The organism is Marinomonas alcarazii, assembly GCF_003208215.1.
Taxonomy (GTDB): domain Bacteria; phylum Pseudomonadota; class Gammaproteobacteria; order Pseudomonadales; family Marinomonadaceae; genus Marinomonas; species Marinomonas alcarazii.
The window spans coordinates 641,299-665,269 of sequence record NZ_QKLW01000001.1; the positions used below are offsets into that span (position 1 = coordinate 641,299).

The 23,971-nt window shown below is 43.6% G+C and carries 26 protein-coding genes; 18 read left to right on the forward strand and 8 right to left on the reverse strand.

Features of this window, described 5'->3' with window-relative positions; translation table 11 throughout:
* Positions 1 to 16: 16 nt before the first annotated feature.
* Positions 17 to 1,534, forward strand: coding sequence for a BCCT family transporter (locus DFP75_RS02790; protein WP_110572002.1), 1,518 nt, complete (start codon positions 17 to 19; stop codon positions 1,532 to 1,534).
* A gap of 213 nt (positions 1,535 to 1,747) precedes the next feature.
* Here DFP75_RS02790 and DFP75_RS02795 read toward each other — a convergent pair whose 3' ends face one another.
* From DFP75_RS02795 to DFP75_RS02805, 3 genes are all read right to left on the reverse strand, one after another.
* Positions 1,748 to 2,374: an OmpA family protein gene (locus DFP75_RS02795; protein ID WP_110572004.1), complete on the reverse strand. Its 627-nt coding sequence runs from the start codon at positions 2,372 to 2,374 to the stop codon at positions 1,748 to 1,750.
* Between the two features lie 120 nt (positions 2,375 to 2,494).
* Positions 2,495 to 2,917, reverse strand: a complete 423-nt coding sequence (locus tag DFP75_RS02800) for a VOC family protein (RefSeq protein ID WP_110572006.1) — start codon at positions 2,915 to 2,917, stop codon at positions 2,495 to 2,497.
* A gap of 95 nt (positions 2,918 to 3,012) precedes the next feature.
* Positions 3,013 to 3,330: a hypothetical protein gene (locus DFP75_RS02805; RefSeq protein ID WP_110572008.1), complete on the reverse strand. Its 318-nt coding sequence runs from the start codon at positions 3,328 to 3,330 to the stop codon at positions 3,013 to 3,015.
* Between the two features lie 87 nt (positions 3,331 to 3,417).
* Here DFP75_RS02805 and DFP75_RS02810 point away from each other — a divergent pair, with 87 nt between their 5' ends.
* Complete coding sequence (locus tag DFP75_RS02810) at positions 3,418 to 4,446, forward strand: nucleoid-associated protein (protein ID WP_110572010.1); 1,029 nt, start codon at positions 3,418 to 3,420, stop codon at positions 4,444 to 4,446.
* Positions 4,447 to 4,481: 35 nt separating this feature from the next.
* Here the strand turns inward: DFP75_RS02810 and DFP75_RS02815 are convergent, their stop codons facing one another.
* Positions 4,482 to 5,126, reverse strand: coding sequence for an HAD family hydrolase (locus DFP75_RS02815; RefSeq protein ID WP_110572012.1), 645 nt, complete (start codon positions 5,124 to 5,126; stop codon positions 4,482 to 4,484).
* Between the two features lie 149 nt (positions 5,127 to 5,275).
* Positions 5,276 to 5,467, reverse strand: coding sequence for a hypothetical protein (locus DFP75_RS02820; protein ID WP_110572014.1), 192 nt, complete (start codon positions 5,465 to 5,467; stop codon positions 5,276 to 5,278).
* A 143-nt stretch (positions 5,468 to 5,610) separates the two neighbouring features.
* On the opposite strand from DFP75_RS02820, the gene DFP75_RS02825 reads away from it, so the two are divergent.
* A complete protein-coding gene (locus DFP75_RS02825; protein WP_110572016.1) occupies positions 5,611 to 6,093 on the forward strand; it encodes a DUF2947 family protein in 483 nt (160 codons plus the stop codon).
* A 49-nt stretch (positions 6,094 to 6,142) separates the two neighbouring features.
* Here the strand turns inward: DFP75_RS02825 and DFP75_RS02830 are convergent, their stop codons facing one another.
* On the reverse strand, positions 6,143 to 6,853 hold the full coding sequence (locus DFP75_RS02830) for a tRNA-uridine aminocarboxypropyltransferase (RefSeq protein ID WP_110572018.1): 711 nt from the start codon (positions 6,851 to 6,853) through the stop codon (positions 6,143 to 6,145).
* Positions 6,854 to 7,096: 243 nt separating this feature from the next.
* Between DFP75_RS02830 and DFP75_RS02835 the strand changes: the two genes are divergently transcribed.
* Positions 7,097 to 7,858 carry a DUF1499 domain-containing protein gene (locus DFP75_RS02835; protein WP_110572020.1) on the forward strand — a complete coding sequence of 254 codons (762 nt, stop codon included), beginning with the start codon at positions 7,097 to 7,099 and terminating at the stop codon, positions 7,856 to 7,858.
* Between the two features lie 70 nt (positions 7,859 to 7,928).
* Positions 7,929 to 8,525 carry a TetR/AcrR family transcriptional regulator gene (locus DFP75_RS02840; RefSeq protein ID WP_110572021.1) on the forward strand — a complete coding sequence of 199 codons (597 nt, stop codon included), beginning with the start codon at positions 7,929 to 7,931 and terminating at the stop codon, positions 8,523 to 8,525.
* Here the strand turns inward: DFP75_RS02840 and radD are convergent.
* Positions 8,522 to 10,279, reverse strand: coding sequence for a DNA repair helicase RadD (gene radD, locus DFP75_RS02845; RefSeq protein ID WP_110572023.1), 1,758 nt, complete (start codon positions 10,277 to 10,279; stop codon positions 8,522 to 8,524). The genes DFP75_RS02840 and radD overlap by 4 nt on opposite strands.
* A gap of 104 nt (positions 10,280 to 10,383) precedes the next feature.
* Here radD and DFP75_RS02850 point away from each other — a divergent pair, with 104 nt between their 5' ends.
* The 13 genes from DFP75_RS02850 to DFP75_RS02910 all read left to right on the forward strand — a co-directional run bounded on the left by DFP75_RS02850 (position 10,384) and on the right by DFP75_RS02910 (position 22,828).
* Entirely contained in the window at positions 10,384 to 11,076 is a 693-nt protein-coding gene (locus DFP75_RS02850) for a 2OG-Fe(II) oxygenase (protein WP_110572025.1), read from the forward strand.
* A 66-nt stretch (positions 11,077 to 11,142) separates the two neighbouring features.
* The gene (gene trhO, locus DFP75_RS02855) at positions 11,143 to 12,132 is read left to right on the forward strand and encodes an oxygen-dependent tRNA uridine(34) hydroxylase TrhO (RefSeq protein ID WP_110572027.1); all 990 of its coding nucleotides are present in this window, start codon (positions 11,143 to 11,145) and stop codon (positions 12,130 to 12,132) included.
* Between the two features lie 162 nt (positions 12,133 to 12,294).
* Entirely contained in the window at positions 12,295 to 13,362 is a 1,068-nt protein-coding gene (locus DFP75_RS02860; RefSeq protein ID WP_110572029.1) for a hypothetical protein, read from the forward strand.
* Positions 13,363 to 13,554: 192 nt separating this feature from the next.
* On the forward strand, positions 13,555 to 15,669 hold the full coding sequence (gene dnaX / locus DFP75_RS02865; RefSeq protein WP_110572031.1) for a DNA polymerase III subunit gamma/tau: 2,115 nt from the start codon (positions 13,555 to 13,557) through the stop codon (positions 15,667 to 15,669).
* A gap of 18 nt (positions 15,670 to 15,687) precedes the next feature.
* On the forward strand, positions 15,688 to 16,014 hold the full coding sequence (locus tag DFP75_RS02870; protein WP_110572033.1) for a YbaB/EbfC family nucleoid-associated protein: 327 nt from the start codon (positions 15,688 to 15,690) through the stop codon (positions 16,012 to 16,014).
* Between the two features lie 9 nt (positions 16,015 to 16,023).
* A complete protein-coding gene (recR, locus tag DFP75_RS02875) occupies positions 16,024 to 16,617 on the forward strand; it encodes a recombination mediator RecR (RefSeq protein ID WP_110572035.1) in 594 nt (197 codons plus the stop codon).
* 1 nt (position 16,618) lies between these two features.
* Positions 16,619 to 17,776: a ribonuclease D gene (rnd, locus tag DFP75_RS02880; RefSeq protein ID WP_110572037.1), complete on the forward strand. Its 1,158-nt coding sequence runs from the start codon at positions 16,619 to 16,621 to the stop codon at positions 17,774 to 17,776.
* Positions 17,777 to 17,804: 28 nt separating this feature from the next.
* Positions 17,805 to 18,098 (forward strand): YcgL domain-containing protein, encoded by a 294-nt coding sequence (locus tag DFP75_RS02885; RefSeq protein WP_110572039.1) that lies wholly within the window; start codon positions 17,805 to 17,807, stop codon positions 18,096 to 18,098.
* A 17-nt stretch (positions 18,099 to 18,115) separates the two neighbouring features.
* Positions 18,116 to 18,595: a YcgN family cysteine cluster protein gene (locus DFP75_RS02890; protein WP_110572041.1), complete on the forward strand. Its 480-nt coding sequence runs from the start codon at positions 18,116 to 18,118 to the stop codon at positions 18,593 to 18,595.
* A gap of 56 nt (positions 18,596 to 18,651) precedes the next feature.
* Positions 18,652 to 20,520 carry a VWA domain-containing protein gene (locus tag DFP75_RS02895; RefSeq protein WP_110572043.1) on the forward strand — a complete coding sequence of 623 codons (1,869 nt, stop codon included), beginning with the start codon at positions 18,652 to 18,654 and terminating at the stop codon, positions 20,518 to 20,520.
* Positions 20,513 to 21,304, forward strand: a complete 792-nt coding sequence (locus DFP75_RS02900; protein ID WP_110572045.1) for a class II glutamine amidotransferase — start codon at positions 20,513 to 20,515, stop codon at positions 21,302 to 21,304. Before DFP75_RS02895 ends, DFP75_RS02900 begins: the two co-directional genes overlap by 8 nt.
* A 229-nt stretch (positions 21,305 to 21,533) precedes the next feature.
* Positions 21,534 to 22,502 carry a sensor domain-containing diguanylate cyclase gene (locus tag DFP75_RS02905; protein ID WP_137169603.1) on the forward strand — a complete coding sequence of 323 codons (969 nt, stop codon included), beginning with the start codon at positions 21,534 to 21,536 and terminating at the stop codon, positions 22,500 to 22,502.
* 77 nt (positions 22,503 to 22,579) lie between these two features.
* Positions 22,580 to 22,828, forward strand: coding sequence for a hypothetical protein (locus DFP75_RS02910; RefSeq protein ID WP_110572049.1), 249 nt, complete (start codon positions 22,580 to 22,582; stop codon positions 22,826 to 22,828).
* 120 nt (positions 22,829 to 22,948) lie between these two features.
* Here the strand turns inward: DFP75_RS02910 and cysK are convergent, their stop codons facing one another.
* Complete coding sequence (gene cysK, locus DFP75_RS02915) at positions 22,949 to 23,914, reverse strand: cysteine synthase A (protein ID WP_110572051.1); 966 nt, start codon at positions 23,912 to 23,914, stop codon at positions 22,949 to 22,951.
* Positions 23,915 to 23,971 lie beyond the last annotated feature (57 nt).

Here is a 23,971-nt window from a genome sequence, read left to right on the forward strand (position 1 = left end):
TCTGTGAGGATGTTACATGTTTAAATCATTACGACCTTTGGTCTTTTTTCCAACCTTTATTATATTGGTTAGCGCGTTAATATTCAGTTTGGTGGACTTGACGCTTTTTACTGAATATACCGGAATAGCAAACAATTTTGTGCTTAAGCATTTTTCTTGGCTATTCAGCTTAGGGAGTTTTTACCTGCTGGTGCTGATTGGTATTACTTACTTTTCAAAGTTAGGCAATATTCGTATCGGTGGTGAAAACGCAACACCAAAGCTGAAAAAATCCCGTTGGTTCATGATTGTATTGTGTACCACATTAGCGGTAGGCGTGTTGTTTTGGACAACCGCTGAGCCTTTGTATCATGTGTATGCGCCACCAGAAAGCCTAGGAATTGAGCCAAACTCGCCAAATGCCGTGTTGTTCGCATTTTCAGCTATGTTCCTGCATTGGGGACCTACTCCATACTCCATATATGCCGTACCTGCATTGATCTTTGCCTTAGCATTTCACAATCTAAAACTGCCTTACTCTATTAGTAGCTCTTTGCGCCCTGTATTCGGTAAATACGTTGAAGGTCGAATGGGCAGTGTGATTGATGCTTTAGCGCTGTACTCACTGGTGGTTGGGATGGCGTCTTCGTTAGGTACAGGCGCGTTAACGCTGTTGGGTGGTGTGAGCCAATACCTACCTATTGAACGTAACGCTGTTACTCTAGGGATTATCATTGCCGTCATTGTTGTTACCTTTGTTTTGTCTGCTGCACGTGGACTGATCAAAGGCATTGCACGTCTCTCGATGGTGAACTTCTGGTTATTGATTGCTTTATTTGTGTTCACGCTGATTTTTGGACCAACGCTTTATATGCTGGGAATTGGTGTAGAAGGCCTAGGTGCATTCTTGCAGAACTTCTTCCGTCTAAGCCTGTTTACTGGGCAAGCAGCGAATGACCCTTGGCCACAATGGTGGAGTGTATTTTACTGGGCTGTATGGTTTGCTTGGGCACCGATTACTGCAATGTTCCTAGGTAAGATTGCCCGTGGCTACACAGTGCGTGAATTCATTCAAGTGAACGTCTTATTCCCAAGTTTGTTTGTGTTGCTATGGATCTCCGTGTTTTCCGGTGCCGCGATCTTCATGGATCAAAACAGCGATGGCGGGCTATACGCGGTATTGAATGACGGCGGTATCGAACAGCTGCTTTACCATATTTTTGGTGAGCTACCATTGGGTGCTTTGACATCTGCAATCTTAGTCTTTATTGCCTTTATTTCTTATGTGACAGCAGCCGATTCCAGCACGGACGCCATTGGTGATTTGTGTGTGAAAGATTTCAATGCGGATTCACAAGAAGGTGTCGGCATGCCGATCAAGATTTTATGGGGAACCATCATTGGCTTGGTCGCATGGATTATGGTCAGCACCGTCGGTGTGGCAGGGATCAAATCGCTTTCTAACCTTGGTGGCTTACCCGCGACTTTGATTATTCTTGCGTGTAGCTTCACGCTTGTGAAATGGATCAAGAACCCTGCGTCGTTAAAAAGCTAAGACGTTGTTTTAACCAAGTAGACAAAAACAATGGCTTAGCGCTTCCGCTAGGCCATTTTTATTTGGCCTAGGGTCAAATAATCTACTTGGACTTAACTTTGATTCTATTTTGTTCCGAAGTGGGAACGGCGTATAGGAAAAGGAAGGCAGCGAATATAAAAGAGGCGCTTATGTAGCGCCTCTTTTTCAACTCTATTAAAAAGCTAAAGGGGATTAGTTTTTATTGAGAGCGGTGCTGGCATTTTGGTCCACGCTATAGATTGTCCAGCGTTCGTTAGCAAATTTCTGTTTCGCGAAGACTTCCGCAACAACTCGACGGTTCATTTGGCGTCCGGCTGCTGTGTCGTTGTCTGCTATTGGGCGAGTTGCGCCATAGCCTATGCCTTTCACTCGATCTGCTTTGATTCTGAAACTGTCTACCAATACGTCAGCGATTGCTGTGGCGCGTCGTTGGGATAAGGCTAAGTTCAGCTCAGCTGAACCTTGGCTATCCGTATGACCTTCGATGACGACGTTGCTGGTTGGGTTATCCTGCAGAAATTTGGCCAGCTCTTTTAGTTCTGAATAAAAGCGCGGTTTAATGTCGGCTTTACCGGAATCAAAAAGAACTTTTAGCTCGATAGACAAAAGTTTGGTGCTTTCGAAAGGGCAACCGTCGTTGTCTACGGCTACTCCTAGAGGTGTGTCTGGGCATAGGTCTCTTGCATCAATAACACCATCTTTGTCTGAATCCGCTAGACGAGCTTGTACGTTGGAAGCGTACAAGCTTTCTGCAGCGGAAAGCTGATCAAAAGCAAATAATGCTGTGATCAGACTGATGGATTTGAATAAAGACTTCATTGTGCCTCAACTTCCTTTTCGACTTTTTCGATTGTTTTAGCTTATGGAAAAACCTTTTGTATCACCATGGCTTTTTTGTAGCGTAGTTTAAAGAAGTTGTAGTTTTGTAATTTTATGTAATTACCAACTGCCAATATTTTCCATTGACGCCCAAGGTTCCTGTATTTCAAGGGAGCCATTTTTTTGCAGAAGCTCGATTGAGATGTTATTTGGGTCTTTGACAAAAGCCATGTGACCGTCGCGAGGCGGACGCAGGATAGTGACACCTAAGGATTGTAGTTTTTCACATACTTGATAAATATTATCGACTTCAAACGCTAGATGGCCGAACTGATCGCCGCCAGTGTATTCACGGTCGCTCCAGTTATGTGTTAGCTCCACTTCTGGCGCGCCTTCTTCTGTTGCATAGTAGATAAGTGAAAATTGACCTTTTTCACTGTCCATGCGTCGAGTCTGAATTAACCCCAAACCTTCGGTATAGAATGTGTGACTTTCTTCTGGCTTGTCTGTTCTTATCATTGCGTGCAGATATTTGATAGACATAGTGAAATCCCTATAGATATTAATAATATGAGAAATATTATCACAGGATTAAAAGGGTAATTCAAAGTTCTAAAGAGAAGAGCCTCTTTATATACTTATTCTTCCCAAACCCAACGGATAGGCTCGCCAAAATCGTCATAGATTATTTTTTTCTTGGGGCGCTTTTTTATGGCTGGTGTGGCAGGTGCTTTGGTTTGCTTTCTTTGTTGAATTGCAGCGACAACGTGATTTAATGGCGTCCGATCTTGTTTAGGCTCGTTAAAGCCTAGGTGGCTCGTGTTATACTTGCCATCAACTAAACCGGATTCACCCATATTTACTTGTTGGATCGTTCCGTTTTGCTTGATAAATTGATCTACCAGAGACTCAAGTTCTTCTCGTGTGTCTCTTTTGGTGGTTTTTGGTTTTATCATAGTGTTTTGTTTAGGGAAGATCCTGTAAGTAAAGCTATGGGTTAAAAAATGATCGCAATCATCCATATTAAACGTAAGAGGTAGCTGGTGTCTATTAGCAACTTAATTGTGCACGAGATTCAAAAGCATGAAGGTGAGCGCAAGGCGATTCTGATTGCGCGTCCCAATGAAAACCCAGTAGATGGACAAGCCGAGGCGTTGTCTGCTCAGGTAACGAATCTATTCAATCGTTCTGGAATGAATACAGGGCGCTTCGTAAATCCTCAAGGCAGTGAGGAGGGTGCGCAATTACCAGCTTTATTGTTTAAGCATTTTAAAAACGATACTTTTGTCGACTTTGCTGGGTTTACTAAAGAATGTGCTGCGGAATATCTGAAGTATTTAGAGCCTGTAGAAGAAGCTGAGGGTGGTTTGTTGTGGTTTAACCATTACGAACTGCACGATACGCATTTCTTATATATTGTTATGTTAAAGCGCAAAAAAGGCATTGGTCTTGGTACTGATTTGAGTTTGTCTCAAATTGAACAGATAGAGACGGAAAAGCTTCACATGTCGCTGCGTATTAATTTGACTGCATGGCAGGCAGGAGATGAGGGTCGTTATATTTCTTTTCGTTTTGGTCGTGCGCCTAAGTTCGAGAGTGAATATTTTACACAGTTTATTGGATGTGATGAGCCGAAAGTTGCCGCCAAAGAAACGCGTAAGCTGGTGGATTTGACCTCCGCGTTCTGTCAATCAGAAGGCCTTCCATCGAAACAGGCAAATGAGTTTAAAAAAGTGGTTTCTGAGCACTGCCAAGCAAAAGCGCAAGATCGCGAGCCATTGGCAATCAAAGAAATTGCGTCTCAAGTTGAGTCAAGATTCTCTGTCGAGCAGGCGAATAAGTTCTTGGAAATTGCTGACTCTGATAGCTTCAAAATGGAGAAAGAAATCTTCGTTGAAAAAGCCGCGCTGAAAAAATTGACGCGTTTGTCTGGTAGTTCACGTGCTTTGACGATTAGCTTTGATAGCGACTTGTTGAATGAGTCTGTGGTGTTTGATGCAGACTCCGGAACTCTAACAATTAAAGAGTTGCCAAAGAGTCTGCTAAAACAATTGCAATCTATGTCTAACTAATTGGTTTAGACGAATTAGAGTAGTTAGAAGGTTTGTTAAATGCCTAGCAAGCCTTCTAGTTCTTTCATTGTTTTGAAGCATTGAGTTGCGCCAGCCGCCGTTTGCATTTGTGCATCAAGCGTCTCACTATAGGCAAGTACTCGCATTCCTGCTGCTCGTCCTGCTGTAATCCCTGCGATAGAATCTTCTATAACCAAACAATCTTCTGGTGTGACATTGAGTGCTTTTGCTGCTTTTAAGTAGAGATCTGGTGCAGGTTTGCCATTGTCTACATCCTCGACACAAAAACGTGTAGCAAAACGTTCTGCTAGTTGGATTTTGTTTAGCTTGAAATCCATTTCTTTGCGGCGTGCATTAGTGGCCATGGCGATTGGCACCGTGATTTTGTTGAGTAAGTTTCGGACGCCTTTTATCGGCTCTAAGTCAGCTTCGATGACAGCGTGAAAGCGTTGTCGATAATCTTCATCAAAGTTTGCTGGTAGAGGTTTGCCTAGTAATTTCTCGGCATTAATAAGGTTTTCTTGATTGGTAAACCCTGTGAACTTGGCGTGCAGTGTCTCGTCGTCTAACTCAAGACCGCATTCGCTTAGCATTGTTTTCAAAATGGTATTGGAGATATTTTCTGTATCGACAATAACGCCATCGCAATCAAAGATTATCGCTTTGTAAGAGTAAGTCATAAAAGAAGATGTTTTGTTGTGAATGAGTATTGATGATAACGAATTTGGAGGAGGTTAAGGAAGGGAGGGGTTTTATTATTTTTCTCCCCTTAAAAAGATCTATTTACGATACACTAACAGCCAATTATTATGGGCTTATTCTTCCAATATTAGTTGCTTGCTTGACCAAGTTGCTGTGGACGAGAGCTTACTTTTTTGATGGTTTTAAGGCTGTTTTTGAAAAAAGTAACAACCGCTTTGATACGACGAGCACGTCTTTGGCGGCGAGCGTGATCTTCAACGCTAGTGTCTGCATAGCCCCATTTTGCAAGTAATGCTTCGTATTGTTCTTGAGAGTCCATAGTATTCTCCTGATTTGTTAATGAAAGGTGTTGTTTTATTACAACAATGATAATACTAGTGAAGCTTGACGGATTGAACAAACGATCCTTTTTCACTCGTTAGGTTAGATTTTTTCATCATTTAATTTGTTAAGGAAATTTTCTTGTACCAATCGTTAGAACAGTTTTCCAAGAGTTGGATTTTTAAGCGTAATGACCCCAAAATTGAGTCGGAGGATTTGCAGCAAATCCGCTTGTTAAGTGAACAACGGGCAGCTCAAATTTGGCGAGATTATATTAGTGATGAGCAAGTGCATCCTGATCATTTCTCTGACAATGACTGGCCAAAGAAAGATAGCGCAAAAGCCCCTGATGGCAAGCTTCAGTGGGAAAAAGCATGGGACAGTGATCAGGCATCATTACCGGAAGAAGTGCTGACGCATTTTGCCGCTTGGGGAGATGACACGACGGTGTTTTTTTGCTGCCATAATGAGTTGGTTTTTGAATTGCCTTGGGGCGTTTTTAAACGCACTTGGAAGGCGTTTCTCTTTTTAGACAATGGGCCTATTTTGGTCGGCAAAAAGAAAAAACAAGCGGCGCAATTTCATACTAACGGCTGGCTTAACTTATTGTTTCGAAGTGCGTAGTTGAATCTTAGGCTAGGGTTGTCTGAAACGTATATTTTGTAATTAAGTTTCATAATGATAGGTTGTTGCCTCGTTTTCTGCTGCTCATACAGTGCTCATTGAAGGCTTGGTAATAACGTAACAGGTGCTGGCTGTGTTTTTCGTGACCTAATGTATCGAGTAACATAGCCGTGACTTCTGCGGTTGCAAATTGCATTTGATGGCTGGAATGCCTAACCAAGAACGAGCGCTGGGCTTCACTGTTAATTTCAAAGTGAGGGATGTCTTTTAGCCATTCGCTTTGATGAAACATTTTACTTGCTTGTTTCCAGGTTCCATCCAAGATGATAAACGTGTGTTTTTTGTTGTTTTGTTGGCTGGGTGGGGCAACGCTTCTGAATGGTCTGTTCTGGGCTTGTGCCGTTTCTGTGTTTGGAAACAATACGGTACAGTTTCCACGCTGGCTTTCTAGGAGATGTAATAGTGGCTCAGATGGCTCTGTACGGCTCCATAAGTAAGCTTGTGTGTCCAGTGGAAATAAATCGGCAATAAGTCTGCCGCTATTTGTTGGTTTGTGAATTTCATCACGATGAAACAGTAGAATGAACTCAATTGGAGATGACATGCTTTTTCTGAGATGGCAAAAACAGGCAAATTCTGCCATTAGGCAGTGATTACATCGGACAGCGTTAGAGCCTCTAGCGATAAAAGGTCTCATGGATTCTGTTTTACATTCTTCACGAAGTAGGTCGACAGAATGTTTAGCTGGTGTGTTGTTCATGGTAATTGAGCTCTTATTTCGGCTGCGCCATTATCGATGATTTGTTTGTGATGTCCAGTTTGAGTCAGTGGCTGGATCCTTTATTTTTGAATGGTTAGATGTGGTTATTTGTTTTTTTTGTCAAAAACCTTACAGAAAATATGCAAATACAAAGGAATGAGCTCGAAGAGCCTTTTTGCACCTGTTCGTTGTAACAAAGTCGCGATATTGTTCGAGATATTATTTTTTCGCTATGAGTTGTCTATGAGTCGTTATATCTCTCCGGTTTTATATATTCTGCTAATGCTTGTTGGATGCGTTGCGTTTATATCTATCGCTGGTGTGAGAGTAGGGATTTTTGAGCCATTAACAGGCTTTTCTATGTTGCGAAAAAGTGTTTTTGCTTCTCTGGTGCTTTCTATTCTCGCAGCGATCTCAATGGGGGCGTGCAGAAAAGAAAAAAATGTAGGGGTTCAGCGCTTCTTTTTCTTAGTACTTATTGTCTCTTTCTTATACAGCGCGATGTGGATTGTGTTTTATTTCCAGCGTGCCGAGTTACCAAATATTAACGATATCACCACTGACACCCAAAACCCTCCCACTTATCTCAATGTAAATTTCATCCGAAACTCGAAAGAAAATGATTTAAGCTACAATACGGATTGGGCCTCTATTCAGGATGAGTATTACCCAGATGTTAAGCCGCTCTTTTCTAAAAAAGACCCTGCAACTGTCTTTGCTGCCGTATCAAACTTGGTAGAAGAGCGTGAATGGGAAGTTGTTGCTACCTATTCCGGTGCTGGAATTATTGAAGCGACAGCGCGTACGCCTATTTTTGGTTTTCGTGATGATGTGGTGATTCGAATCACTCAGGAAAAAAACAAAGTACGTGTTGATATGCGGTCCTGCTCTAGAGTGGGAGATGGGGATTTTGGTGTGAACGCTGAGCGTGTCGTGTCTTTTATGAATGATTTATCTGTCTCGTTAAATCATTCTCCTGTTCCTAATGTCTATTTTGGTCGTTAAAATTTCTGCTCGTCATCGATAGTGAGAACAGCTAGACTCCCTAACTGTCTTTCTTAGAGGAAATGAAAAGGTGAGTCTTCGTCAGCAGCAAAAAGCCAATACTCGATCTAAAATCAAAGCCATCGCTAAGCAAGCTTTTTTAACTCAGGGTATTGAGGCAACCAGTACTCGGTATTTAAGTGATAAAGCAGGCATCGCTGTTGGTACCTTATTTGTTCATTTTCCCGATAAACTTTCCCTCGTAAAAGACATCTTCTTTGATGAAATGGATGTGGCGCTTCGTGCCGCAGTTGCTTCTCAAAAAGCCAGTTCTTCCCCAATAGATTACCTTCTGCAAATGGCGCAAGTGTTGTTTGATTTCTATGACAAGTATGCAGAATTTACTCGACAGGTTCTATTAGATAGCTTGGCAAAAGGTGGTTTCCACACTAATCAAATGGCTGTGGTTTCAGAAGGTATCATTAAGCGTTTTAAGCAAGTCGGCGTAGACGATAAAACAGCCAGTATTTTTGCCGAAAATATGATTTCTAACTATTGGTTTGTGTTGCTAACCGGAGTGCCGAAAGGGGTTCTGGGTCAAGATGCGATAGAGCACTTAAAAAGAATGAATTTGCCGTTTGAAGTGTCTTATCGCAATGCATTAAAAAACAGTGGCAAATTATCTTAACTAAGTTCGTTGGCTTTGCGATATGGCCCTTGGTAATCAAATAACCGTTCTGTTACTTGCCAATGTTGCTTTTGTTTCTTTGCAATGACGAAGTCTGGTGTAGGCAAATAAGGCAAAAAAGGCTTCACTTCTTCGAGTTTGTCAAACTCTATAGACTGACTGCCGTTAGCAATTCTTCGTGCAAATAAGTCGTTAAAAGCTTGTCGTGATTTTTTGAAGTTAAAGCGGAATGTTTCTGAAAGTGTTAGCCCATCTTCATCGTGATAGGTGATCTTGATGCTCTTCTCTTTGATGTTTATTTCCGGCGTAATTGCAGAGCAGCGTAATACTTTGTTGTTTTTTAGGTTAAGTGCGCTTCTTAATAAATCGTCCGGATCAATGAGCTTTTCCGTGCAGTGTTGGCATTGCCTTGCAGCGATGTCATTTTCTTCGTTGCAGTGAGGGCAACGCTTAAAACGAAAGCGGTAGGTACATTGTTCTTCACCTTGTTCGTTTTCGACTAGGCCGTGACAACGGCGACCAAAGTGTTCAAGGATGTTGCCTTCAGCGTCTTTTCTTCCCCAAAATGTATTGGCAAAGTCGCAAGCAGGGCAGTGAATTTGCACTGCTACAGAATCTTGAGTTGGACGTTTTTCCCCGATCTCTGGCTGAAAAATATTGTAGCCGTTGTTGGTGTAATCCAAGACTAGGCAGTCTTTTTTGCCAGGGCTTAGTCTCAGTCCACGGCCAACGATTTGCTGAAATAAACTGATCGATTGGGTTGGGCGTAATATGGCGATCACATCGACATGAGGCGCATCAAAGCCCGTTGTTAATACCGAAACATTAACAAGATATTTAATCTCTTTGTTTTTGAAAGCAGTGATTAACGAATCTCGTTGTTTTTGTTTGGTTTTCCCTGTGACCAGTGCGGTTTTGTCTGCTGGAAGGTAGCTGACGATTTCTTTTGCGTGGTCAATAGTGGCGGCAAAAATCATCACCCCTTGGCGGTTTTCACTAAGTTGTCGTATTTGCTCTGTCACCGCTTGGGTGACTCGTGGGTGTTTATGAATAAGCTCGTTCAGAGCAATGTCGTCAGTGCTGTGCTCACCGTCTAAGCTTTCTGTGAGCAAGCTGAAATCATAGTGAGCAATGGCGGCATCGTAATGAATTGGCGGTGTTAAATAGCCTTTTTTCACCATGTGTTGTAGCGGTAGCTCAAAAATACACTTTTTAAACAATGAGTTTGTGCATGTTCGTGTGTAGCCATGGTAGTGGTTTTGGTATATCCAGCCACTGCCTAAACGATAAGGAGTGGCGGTCAATCCGAGGATTTTTACCTTTGGATTGAGCGCTCGAAAATGCTCGATGGCTTTATTGTATTGACCACTTTCTTCCATGCCGACGCGATGGCATTCATCGATGATAATTAAACTTGCTGGTTCGTTAAAATCATCAAGGTTTGCAGACAGTGATTGAATGCTGGCGAAGGTGGTTTTTTCTGTGCTGGTTTTCTGACTTAGCCCAGCAGAGAAAATCCCCGCTGATGCACCGGTTGCCAAGAATTTAGTGTGGTTTTGTTCAACCAATTCCTTTACATGAGCCAAGCAAATAACCCGGCCTTTGGCGAGTCGACTTAATTCGGCAATGACCAAGCTTTTCCCTGCGCCTGTGGGTAGAACGATGACGGCAGGGTCGTTGCTAATGCGAAAGTGTGACAAAGACGCTTCAACGGCTTGAATTTGATAGTCTCGTAATTGAAATCGTTGGCTCATCTTGTTTTAAATCTACGTCGCTAAATCTTAGTGTCTTGTTTGTCAGGCTACAGTATCATAGCAACTTTAGTAATTTTGCCTTTTTAGAAGTGAATAATCTATCTATGTCGAATGCCGTTCTGCCTGCGAAAGCTCTGTATGTTGAAAATTCTATTCCTGCTTTTAGTCGAGAGGAACCATTCTCTAATCTGCTAATGGACCTACAGACAAAAGGTTGGAGTGTTCAGGATGACTTTTTTTCAACGGATTTCACTCAGGCTTTAATGGACGAAGCAGAAAACATACAAAATGCATTTATGTTGCAGGCCGGTGTTGGGCGTAAGCAAGATCACCAAATTGTGCTCGATGCGCGCCGTGATTACATTCAGTGGATCGATCCAGACAAGCCGATTCGTAGAGATTTCTTGAAAATGATGGCCGAACTGCGCGTTGCCTTGAATCGCCGTTTGTTTCTTGGTTTGTTCGACTACGAAGCGCATTTTGCCAGATATGAAAAAGGGGCGTTTTACGAGAAGCACATCGATGCCTTTAAAGGCGAAAGTAACCGTATCTTATCGACGGTTTTGTACCTTAACGAAAATTGGCAAGACGGAGACGGAGGAGAGTTGGTTATTTATGATGAAAATGATCCGTCTGTTGAAGTAGGGCGCTTTTTCCCAAAAAAAGGTCGGCTGGCGGTGTTTCTTAGCGAATGTTTTTATCACGAAGTTGTAGTGGCAAAGCGCACGCGACACAGCATCGCTGGCTGGTTCCGAGTAAATACCACCACAGGGTCGACGCTTGATCCAGATCAATAATTCTCTATAATACGCGCCTTGTTTAATTGCTCTGGTTTTACGTTCCAGATCGCATAGGAGAAAGATATGTCTAAAGTCGTAGTATGTGCCCTTTATAAATTCGTTGAACTGCCTCATTTTGAGTCCATCCGTGAACCGCTTCAGAAAACACTGGAAGACAACGGTATTCGTGGCACCTTGTTGCTAGCCAGTGAAGGTATTAATGGCACGGTTGCTGGAACTCGCGACGGTATTGATGCCTTGTTAGCTTGGTTGGATCAGCAACCTGGACTAGACAACATAGTGACCAAAGAGTCTTACGACGATGACATGCCGTTCTACCGCACAAAAGTGAAGCTTAAAAAAGAAATCGTCACCATGGGTGTAGAAGGTATCGACCCTAAGCGTGTGGTTGGTACTTATGTTAAGCCTAGTGATTGGAACGCTTTGATCTCTGATCCTGACGTGGTTCTTGTTGATACGCGTAACGATTACGAAGTTAAAATCGGTACGTTCAAAAATGCGGTTAACCCAAAAACAGAAACCTTTCGTGAGTTTCCTTCCTACGTGAAGGAAAATATGGACCCTGCGAAACACAAAAAAGTTGCCATGTTCTGTACAGGTGGAATTCGCTGTGAAAAATCGACTGCTTATATGTTGGAGCAGGGGTTTGAAGAGGTTTATCACCTAGAAGGCGGTATTTTGAAGTACTTGGAAGAAGTGCCAAAAGAAGAAACTTTATGGGAAGGTGAGTGTTTTGTGTTTGATAATCGTGTGTCTGTGAACCACGACTTACAAAAAGGGGAATACGACCAGTGTCACGCATGTCGTATGCCTATTACAGAAGAAGAGAAACAAAGCGAACATTACATTCAAGGTGTTAGCTGTGTGCATTGTGTTGACAAACTTACCGATGAACAACGTCAGCGTTTTATTGAACGTGAGCGCCAAGTTCAGCTTGCTCGCTCTCGTGGGGAAGAGCACATTGGTGCAGAAGTATTAAGCGCGGTTGAAAAGCATCGTCTGGAAAAAGCGCTTGAAAAAGAGCGTCAGCGCAAAGTGCGCGAGCAATCCTAACTCTGTTGTTTTGATAGTATTTTTAAAAGGCCAGCATCAATGCTGGCCTTTTTTATTGTATTGATGTTGTAAGTTGATGACGCTAGTATCTGGTCTCAATTCAGGTCGAATGTAGTTTTCTTGGCTTGTTATATCTTGGATTAAAATTAGAAGGACTCTTTCGTGAAGAATTTAAAACTCTCATTTGCCGTTCCTGGCGTTGCTTTACTCTTAGCTGGTTGTGCTGGTCAAGTCGTTGATAAAACCCCTGTTGTTGATGTGAGCGTTATAAAAGCCAGCATTCGTACCAGTGGGCCTTTATTGCCTGATGCCACCCAAACAACGGTTCGTTATACCGCTGGTAATAAAAGCACATTAGAAACAAAAACAGAGTACGACTCTTGGATCACAAGTAAGATTGCTGGCGATAATCACACAGCTGAAATTACTCGCTTAGATAAAAACTTACTTTGGCAGGTAAATTACAGTGCTGAAAACTATGCGGAGTGTCCTTTAGCAGGTTGTAGCTCTTTGAGCCCTCTAGAACAGCTCAAAAATGAAGGTTCAGATGACGAAGATACAGAAGACTATAATCCAGCTGGAAGCGATAGTTGTAAAGTTGAGGTGAAAAAATTCGATTTCACGGTGACACCTAAAGCAAAGGGTAGAGAGATAAATGGATTTATCGCTGACCAGTATGTCGCGCAATGGGATTTGGTGTCAGAAGATGATCAAGGTAATCGTGACAAGCACACAGTTACGATGGATTACTGGATGGCTGATGTGTCAGCTAATCAGGCGTTAAAAGAGTCGCATGACTTTGATCAAAAATATTACGATAAAGTGATTGCTGAAACACCTTTGGCTCGTTTGCTTGATCAAAATATGGAAAAAGTTTTGGCGTTTTTCAGCGCTGGTAAAGAAAATGAGATGAAAAAATTGACATCCGTTAATGGTGAGCCAATCTCTGTGAAGCTAGAGTGGTATGCCGATATTAACGCTTGCCAAGAGGCAGAAACCAAAAAGGATGATCCTGAGTTTGATGCCAAAGATCCTGTTAACTCGTTGAAAGACATGGCGGGTAGCTTCTTTTCTGAACAAGCAGAAAAAGGTGCCAAAAAATGGATGGGTATGGAAGATGGGAAGCCGCTCGTTACTTATATTCGAGAAGTGACAGCCGCTAACATGTCAGGTGAACATACGAGTCGTTTTGAGGTGCCAAAAGACTTCAAACTAATCGATCGTCAATAAAAACGACGCCCCACTAGGTTGATTTAGCCTGTGGGGCGTTTTGTTCCCTATAGTATTCCCGCCAGCTCATTTCTTTTTATCCTGAAAAAGCTTAAAATTCAGCAAATTATATAACCGTCTGCATTAAATGCAGTATGGTTAAACAATCAAACGCTGTGCTACACAGCCTTAATAATCATTAGATTGGATTGCATGAGCTACCAAGTACTCGCACGAAAATGGCGCCCGCAGACTTTTCTTGAAATGGCTGGGCAAGACCATGTACTTCAAGCGTTGGTGAATGCCTTACGCCAACAGCGTTTGCATCACGCCTATTTGTTTACTGGAACTCGCGGTGTTGGTAAAACCACCATTGCGCGCATTTTTGCTAAGTGTCTGAACTGTGAAACCAACGGTATTTCTCCTGAGCCTTGTGGGACTTGTGATAGTTGCCGAGAGATCGCTGAGGGTCGCTTTGTTGATCTCATTGAAGTGGATGCGGCATCGCGTACTAAAGTAGAAGATACCCGCGAATTACTAGAAAACGTGCAATACGCGCCAACTCGTGGCCGTTTTAAAGTCTACCTAATAGACGAAGTGCACATGCTGTCGACTCACTCCTTCAATGCATTATTAAAAACCCTTGAAGAGCCGCCAGCGCACGTCAAATTTTTGCTTGCAACGACTGATCCACAGAAGCTTCCAGTGACTATTCTGTCTCGTTGTTTGCAGTTCAACCTCAAAAATATGTCCCCGCAACGTGTCGTGGATTATTTGCAAACTGTACTTAATACCGAGCAAGTGAATTTTGACCAGCCAGCACTGTGGCAAATCGGCCAAGCGGCAAACGGCAGTATGCGTGACGCTTTAAGTTTGACGGATCAGGCGATTGCTTTTGGCAATGGCACGATTTCGGAATCTGGTGTGACGGCTATGCTGGGCTTGGTGAATCAAGCACAAGTATTGGATTTGCTAGAAAGTGTTGCGTCTAAAAACGCGGCGCAAGTATTGACGCGAATAGAGCAGCTTGCCGATTATCAGCCAGATTTTAGTGCGATTTGTGGCAGCTTGCTTGATGTTTTACACCGTGTGGCAATAGAGCAACAAGTGCCTGGCGCTTTAACGGATCAACTAGGTGATTTGGCTCGTATTCAACATATTGCGACCAGCGTAACTTCTGAAGAAATACAGATGATGTATCAGAGCCTGTTGATTGGCCGACGTGATTTACATTTAGCTCACTCAGCTCGCGCTGGCTTCGAAATGCTTATGCTGAGGTTGATCGCGTTTCGTCCTGCACCGCCTATGGTCGTCAGTCATAATGCACCGCCAGTGGTGGCTGCAGAAACGATGGATAACGATGCTGCGCCAGAGTATTCGCCACAGCCGACCATGGAAAAAAAAACACCATCGGTTGAGCCAGAAAATGTGGTAACTGAGCCGGTAGAACAGGTTGTTGAGCAAGAGCCTGTGCCGCCAATAACGCCAGAAGAGCGCCCACCTTGGGAAGACGCTCCCGAATTAGACACTCCTGTTGAAGAGAACACAGAAGCTTCTGTTGAAACGGTTGACGCAGAATCGACTGGTTCAGTCACGTCTGTGGATGCAGAGCAAGAAGCAGAAGCGCAACCAGAAAGCCGTGATCAGCCTCAAATTGACCCTAAGCCTTTTGTCATCAGTGAAGAAAAGTTTGCGCAAGTAGCAGAGGATGACATTGACGATGATGAGGACGAAGAGGAAGCGGAAGAGCGAGCAATCGCCGATGTCGCTGATCCTTTTAATCCGGCGGCAGACTTGGTTGATGCGTTGGGTGCGGAACCTGTTGAAGAGCCAGCGACGGAAGAAAGCAAAGAGCCAGATACTCGTTTAGCTAAGGTGCCGGATGTTATTGCTCAGCCTGCGCTGGGAATGCCGATGCCAAGCTTGAATCATTATAACGAATTAACAATGAAGCTCTGGTGGTTGGTTGCGCCGCGTCTGCCTTTGACAGGTTTGGTGCAAAATATTTTAATGAACTCCAGCTTGGTTGATGCAAATGACCAAGGGATTCGCTTAGAAGTGCCGTTAGAATACGGGCACATGCTGAATCAAGTTAGGTATGAACAAATACAAGGCGCGCTGAGTGACTTTTTTGGCATGACAGTGCCCTTGATTATCGATACTGTGGAAGACACCTCTGGGGTCACTGCAGAAGAATTTGCGGCCAGCAAGCGGGCAGAAGCTTTGCAGGTAGCAATAGAACATTTAAATTCACATCCGATTGTACAAGCCTTGTCGGAAACGATGGGCGCACAGTTGGTTTACGATACGGTTAAAGTTAAAGCTTAAAATTGGAGAGCAAACGTTATGTTTAAAGGTGGAATGGGTAACATGATGCGCCAAGCGCAGCAGATGCAAGAAAACATGCAGAAGGCGCAAGAAGAAGTCGCTAACATGGAAGTAGAAGGTCAAGCAGGTGCTGGCCTTGTTAAAATATTGATGACAGGCCGTCACGATGTTAAACGCGTTTCAATTGACGACTCTTTGTTTGGTGATGACAAAGAAATGTTAGAAGACCTAATTGCTGCGGCGGTAAACGATGCTGTGCGCAATATCGAAGTGTCTCAAAAAGAAAAAATGGCGGCAGCGACAGCAGGTATGTCTTTACCACCTGGTTTTAAGATGCCTTTCTAGGAGTAAGCTTTGTTTAGTCCCTTAATTAAAGAGTTGATGGAATCATTACGTTGTTTGCCTGGCGTTGGGCCTAGATCGGCTCAAAAGATGGCGTTGTATTTATTAGAACGTGATCATCAAGGGGCGGATAGGCTTGCCAATGCATTGCGTGAGGCGCTCGACAAAGTCGGGCGCTGTTCAAGCTGCCGTACTCTGACGGAAGAGACAGAGTGCCAGATTTGTACAGACCCAGAACGTGATGCAAAGCATTTGTGTATTGTTGAAACGCCTGCAGACGTTGTTGCTATCGAATCTGCAGGTAGCTTCTCTGGGCGCTATTTTGTTTTGCTGGGGCATTTATCACCGATTGATGGTATTGGTCCAGAAGAATTAGGCTTAGATCGTTTAGAAACCTTGGTTCAACATAATCAGGTTGAAGAGGCGATTATAGCGACGAATTCGACGGTAGAAGGTGAGGCCACTTGCCATTATATCGCTGAGAAATTAAAAACATTAAACATCAATGTCAGTCGAATTGCTCATGGTGTCCCTATGGGTGGCGAGCTGGAATACGTTGATGGAAATACTCTGGCTTTAGCGCTAGAGGGACGGAAAAAACTCTAGTATGAATGATCAAGATGATGCTCTGAATGATGATGCCCTGAATATTGTATGGGTTGCAGACAATGAATCGCTGGCCAGTTGGTGTAAGTACTGGGCAGAGTTGCCGGTTATCGCTGTCGATACAGAATTTATTCGTCGCACAACCTATTTTCCAATTACGGGGCTAATTCAGATCAGCGAAGGCGAGAAAGCTGTACTGATTGACCCTCTGAGCATTGACGAATGGGAACCTCTTCGTGACTTGATGGTGAACCCTTCGGTAATGAAAGTTTTCCACGCTTGTTCGGAAGACTTGGATGTTTTTGATCGTTTGTTGGGAGTATTGCCCGCGCCGTTTTACGATACTCAAATTGGTGAAGCCTACGCCAGTGCTCAATGGTCATTAAGCTATGTGAAGCTAATTCACGAGTACCTGAAAATTGAAGTAGCGAAAGATGAAACGCGTTCTGATTGGGTTCAGCGACCTCTGACCGATGCGCAAAAACGTTACGCAGCATTAGATGTGGTGTATTTGGCCAAAGTGTATCCGATGCAGATTGCCCGTTTAGAAGAGAAAAATATGCTTGAATGGGTCATGGAAGATTGTGAATCATTGAAGTGGCAGTATCAGATGAACTCTGATCCAGAGCAAAACTGGAGTGGAGTGAAAACGGCATGGCGCTTGTCTCCAGCAGGTTTAACTTTATTGCGTCTGCTGTTTATTTGGCGCGATGAGCAAGCTCGCAAGGAAAATGTCCCCAAAGGACAGATTCTGAAAGATCGTACACTATGGTCTTTGGGGAAAACCATGCCGACACACAATAAAGCGGTGTCTGAAGCGGAAGAAATTACAGGTCGTCAGCACCGTTTGTATGGTGATGTGATCTTGCAGAATGTGGCTCTAGTCAATGAGCTGTCAGAAGACGAATACCAATTGCCACTGGAAATTCCTTTGCCTTCACAGGCCGGAGAGCTAACCAAGGCGATTAAAGCGTTTGTTCGTCAGAAAGCAGAAGCATTAAATATTGCACCAGAAGCCATGATGAAGCGTAAACTGTTGGACCCTTTAGTGCGTCACTTGTTTGACGGTACGGAGGTCGATTGGCAGAACCCTGCACTTAACGGCTGGCGTCGCGATGTTATTGTTAACCCAGTGCTTGAGAAATTTAAAAAGTCCTAATATGGCGTGAAATCGCCAAGAGAAAACTATGAAACAGCATTTAATCGTAGAAGTATTTCGTTCCAGTAAACATGATGGAATGTACTTGTATGTCGAAAAAAGCAAAGGACTGAAAGACATCCCAGAAGAGCTAATGACACGCTTTGGTAAAGGCATCAGTGCCATGACTATGTTGTTAACCAAAGAAAGTAAATTGGCTCGCGCAAAGCCAGAAAAAGTGATTGAAGGCATTCGAGAAAAAGGTTTTTATTTGCAGTTACCCCCAGCGAAAGATGACTATTTGTTGGATTTGTATAAAACACCAACGGAAGCTGTTTACTAACTATTTGGGTCAAAAGAATGATTGCAAAGCGTTACGAGCCTTTTTGGAAAACCACTGCGCTGGAGAAAATGTCTCCTGCACAGTGGGAGTCGATTTGTGATGGCTGTGGGAAATGTTGCCTACAAAAATTACAAGACGATGAGACAGAAGAGGTTTTTTATACCAATTTATCGTGTCACCAACTGAATATTGGCTCATGCCAGTGTAAGGTGTATGAGACTCGACAAGAAAAAGTGTCTACTTGCATTACGTTAACTCCTGATCAACTCGATGAGTTTCATTGGTTACCAGATACCTGCAGTTACCGTGTATTGCATGAAACCAAAGACTTGCCAAACTGGCACCCTTTGGTCGTAGGCAGTCATAAAGAAATGATTCGCCAAGGTCTGACGGTGAGTCATTATGCGGTGAACGAAGAATCTGTAGACGAAGAAGATTGGGAAACCCACATTATTAAGTGGGTGCATGGCATGCCGGAGCCTTATGACATAACCTAATGAGGCGAATGGTCGCTAAATTCAGCAAAGTAAAGTAGTTCAAGGAGTTCGCAAGCGTGAAGTGGTTGAAAATAAATACTGTGTTGTTAGCGGCTGTTTTCTCTTTCGTTACGCCGTTTAGTCAGGCGGATACCCAATTCCGCGTTATTGTAGATGCTTCTGGTAGTATGCTGATCAGTGACCCTGATAAGCTAACGTCGGAAGCGCTGCGTCTTATTTCCAACCTAGCCCCAGAAGAGGAAGCGACATTAGGCGTCTGGTTGTTTGGGGAGGAAGCACGGGTGTTATTGCCCGAATCCACCGTGAATCAAGCCACGAAAGCGAAGCTTTCAAGTTACGTGAACAGCTACGTTACCCAAGATGTTAAAACTGACTTAGAATCCATTATTAAGTTATTGCTAGAGACACCAGATGGTGGTGCTCTGGAGCCGGGGTTTAATCGCCACTGGATTTTGGTTACCGATGGCATGGTCGATATCAGTTTAGACGAAGCGGTAAACAAAGCCTCTCGAGATCGAATCCTTAATGAGCTAACCCCTCAGTTAGAAGACCGCGGTATTCATCTTCATACCATATCAATGACGGGTTATACGGATAAAGCGCTGCTTGAGTCGCTTTCTCTAAGAACCAACGCCTCCCATACAGAAGTCGCTATTCCTGAAGATTTGCTAGACACTTTCGATCGTATTTTTGCACAAGCTTCTCCTTCGGATGAATTACCTTTAGATGGTAATCGCTTTTTAGTCGATGAGGATATTCAAGAACTTACCCTTGTTGTGTTCCACGATGGTGAGATTCAGCCTCGTATCATAAGGCCAGATGGCGTACTGCAGTCATTGAACAATGACAGTGGCACTTCGGTGGCGAAATCAGACCATTACACCTTGTTAACGATTCGTGCGCCTCTCGCTGGGGAGTGGACAATCAATAATGTCGATCTAGAGCGTAGCAGTGTCAGGGTCATTACTGATATTGGTTTATATACTTCCGATATTCCACCTGTTGTGTTTCAAGGTGAATCGATCAGCTCGACAGTTGGCTTGTTGCAACAAAATACGCGTATCAAAGACGCGAAAGTGCTTAATTTACTGAACGTAGAGCAACGCTTAATGCGATTAAGCGGGGAGCAAAAAGAATCGGTTTTTTCTCGTCAATTGGCCTTACGAGAAGAAAGCTTTAAGCAAACGCTGCAGGGCACGATAGAGCCTGGTCGCTATGAACTGGTGAGCGTAGTTGATGGTAAAACCTTCTCTCGGCAGGTGAGTCAATATTTTACTGTTCATCCAGCCATTGAATTCAAAGGGAAAAAGTCTGGTGGTAACCTTGTATCCTTTACTGCATTACCCGTTAATTTGAGATTGGATGTTTTACAATCCAACATCAGGCTAGAGCTGACTTACAATAATGGCACCAGCAAGATAGAAGAAATGCCATTAGTGGGCCAAGGCTATTGGGAGATGATCATTCCAGTTGCGCCAGATGATAATATTAAAGTACGTGCTGAATTGCTTGGTGTGGATCAAAACGGCGAAAGCTTTGAATACTGGACGCCAGAGTGGCAGCTGAGCCGACAAGGTAATGATGCCCCTGTTGTCAGTTTGGCAGGTGCGAGTAACGAAGGGACAGCACTTATCTCGGCGGCGACGGTGGATAAAAACGTTATGCCGGTTTTCCTTCCTCCCGCTATCTCTGTCGTGGATGAAACGGAAGAATCTGCGTCACTTGCTTCTGAATCCAGTGCGCCAACTAAAGACGCGAGCGTCAGTGATGCTGCCAATAAAAATGATAGCTTTTCTTCCAAAGAATGGATGTTATACGCGGCCTTAAACATTGGCGGCATAATCATAATAGTGGGCGGTATTTTATTGTATCGACGCTTAAAGAAATCTAAATCCTATCAAAGAGATGATGTAAACGATGTGTGAGTTATTGGGCATGAGTGCAAATGTGCCAACGGATATTTGTTTTAGTTTTTCTGGTTTACGTGCTCGTGGTGGACGGACGGGTCCTCATAAAGATGGCTGGGGAATGGCTATGTACCGAGATGGCTATGTTTGGGCGATCCATGACCCAAGACCAAGTGCCGATTCAGACATGGCGGAAGTCATCAGTAATACCTCATTAAAGTGCGACATCGTGATTAGCCATATTCGCCAAGCAAATGTCGGCGCAGTGAGTCTATTAAACACTCACCCATTTAACCGTCTTCTGTGGGGAAAGACTTGGACTTACGCTCATAATGGTCAATTAGAATCGTCTGAATCCTTGCCAATAGAGCATTACCATCCATTAGGCAGTACTGACTCAGAGCGAGCATTTTGCTGGATTGTAGAGCAATTGCAAACACGTTTTGGTGATCTAGAGCCCACGTTATCTGAGGTATCTGAAGCGCTTTCAGAATTGGCTTTGCACCTTAAAACCATGGGCGTGTTTAACATGATGCTCTCTGATGGTGTGCGTTTATACTGTTTTTGTACCACTAAATTACATTGGATTACCCGCCGAGCACCGTTTAAAAAAGCGACTCTTTCTGACGAAGATGTCATAGTGGATTTTAAAGAAGTCACCACAGATAAAGACGTTGTCACTGTCATCACGACACAACCTCTAACCCACGACGAAATATGGCAACAAATGGAAGAAGGCGAGTTGTGTGTGTTTGAAGGTGGCGAAGTGGTGTGTCAGATCAAAGTCAACGAACCCTTATAAGACACAATAGGCGAAGTCACTATCGTTTGATCTCATTTATGGGGCTCTCTTTGGTATTCGCCTGCGATGGCAATGTAAAGTGGAAACCAATATAGGCATAATTGTTGTTTTACTTGCTTGTGTTTAAAGTCTATATTTTGATTCAATAACGCCCCCCTTATAACGAATTTAGCCATGTTAAATTAGTAGTCTCTAGGGCTTTGAATTTATCTTGCAAGGAGTAAAGCCAGTGCATGGCTCTATCGAGTTTTTAAAAGCAGTCATAGACTCAATAGCAAGTCAGCTAGCGGTTATCGACTCCCAAGGCAATATTGTTTACGTTAATAAAAGTTGGTGTAACTTTGGCACAGGAAGCGGGCAGAAAAAAAGTTCGATAGAATGGGATTCAATCAATTATCTAACGGTTTGTGATGGCTCATCTGGAGACGATGGCTTTGGTGCTGATGTCGCTCAAGGCATTCGTGATCTGATAAAAGGTGAGACTAACGAATTTCAAATTGAATACCCTTGCCATACTCCGACTGAAAAACGCTGGTTTATAATGCGTTGTACGCCATTTGATTTAGATGATGAGCGCTTTATTGTGATTGTTCATCAGGATGTATCGCAGCGTAAACTTGCCGAGGAAGCCGTAGAACGGCTAGCACGATTTGACAGTCTGACCGATATTCATAATCGACGTGCTTTTGATGAGCATTTAGAAGCATCATGGTCTGAGGCGATTGAGGGGCAGCTTAGTCTAAACCTAGCAATGATGGACTTAGATTATTTTAAGCGTCTTAATGACTTTTATGGTCATCAGGCAGGCGATGACTGCCTAGTTCAGGTGGCTGGCTTGTTGAAGACTTTGGCTGATAAGCATGGCTTTTTTTGTGCTCGTTATGGCGGTGAAGAGTTCGCTATGATTTGGGTAGGGAAACCGATTAGTTCAACACTTGCAGAGTGCGAGGCCTTTTTACAAGGTTTGTATGGCCTACAGATACCTCAGTCCTATCCTGCTAATGCTTCTTATCTGACAGCGAGTATTGGTTTAGTTGAGTTAACACCAAGTAAAGACATCACCATTGAAGACGCATTTAGACAGGCTGATGCGTTGCTCTATCAGGCGAAACAAGAGGGACGTAATAAGGTTGTACACTGCGTCTTGAGTGAAATCCACAAACCAGTAAAAACAACAAAAATAACCCCAATTGCGTAGGCTAAGCGCTTCCTATTTTTCTCACGCAGCGATAACTGTTATCCTAGCGCGATTATTGGCGTAACAGAGTAGTAAGAATGATTAATGATAACGATGTAATCGAAACCTTAGACGAGCTTGAGACGTTTTTACGTTTGGTCGAAGCTGGTGGGTTGGGTTTGAACAATGTATCGGGCGTAGCATTGGCGACGAATAATTCCAATGGCCGTCCATTTGTAGCAGTGCTGGATGATAATCAGCAGCTGGTCTTAGGGCGTTATGTGACCACTGAAGTGTTTGAGAATGGCAAAGACATGGTTCGTTACGGTACTAAAAAGCCCCATTAATTAAGATTTTTTCTTAATAGGTTACTCCCTCCCTAACTCTCCCCTTGAAAGACATAAGGGGAGAGAAGTTGTTCGCTCCTCCCCCTTAATAAGGGGGAGGCTGGGAGGGGGTTACTAAGATTATTGAACCAATTCGTTGTCGGTGAATTCGCCTTCAAACAAAGCGGTAGACAAGTAACGCTCACCAGAATCCGGTAATACTACAACGATTTTCTTATCTTTAAATTCAGCAAGTTGGCTCAAGCGTTCTGCCGCTACCACTGCAGCGCCACAAGAAATACCGCACAAAATACCTTCTTCACGCATTAAGCGTTTTGCCATAGCAATGGCGTCTTCGTTAGACACTTGTTCCACTCGGTCGATGACAGAAAGGTCGAGATTCTTCGGTACGAAACCCGCGCCAATGCCTTGAATTTTGTGTGGTGACGGAGTGGGTTCTTCACCCTTCATTGTTTGCGTGATAACAGGGGAGCTAGTCGGCTCTACCGCTACACTAACAATGGCTTTCCCTTGGGTGTTTTTAATATAACGGCTAACACCTGTGATCGTACCGCCAGTACCAACCCCAGCAACGAAAACATCTATCTCGCCATTGGTGTCTTGCCAAATTTCTGGCCCGGTGGTTTGTTCATGAATTTCAGGGTTTGCTGGGTTTTCGAATTGTTGTAACAAAACAAAATTGTCGTCTTGGGCAATTTCTTCTGCTTTGGCAATCGCCCCTTTCATTCCTTTTGCGGGTTCAGTCAGAACGATGTTTGCGCCCAAAGCCTTCATTACTTGGCGACGTTCAATACTCATGCTGGCAGGCATGGTGATGGTAATAGGGTAACCACGAGAAGCCGCAACAAAACACAACGCAATCCCTGTATTACCGCTTGATGGTTCTACAATGGATTTGCCTTTCGTCAAAATGCCTTTCTTTTCTGCATCCCACACCATGTTGGCACCGATGCGGCATTTCACTGAGAAAGCAGGGTTACGAGCTTCGATCTTAGCCCAAATATTTCCATTGCCAATGCGGTTCAAACGTACAAGAGGCGTATTGCCAATGGTAAGAGAGTTATCTTCAAATACTTGATGTGACATACCATTTCCTTTTTTTGCAGTGTGGAAGAGGCTGCTGATCATGGCAGCAAATTATTT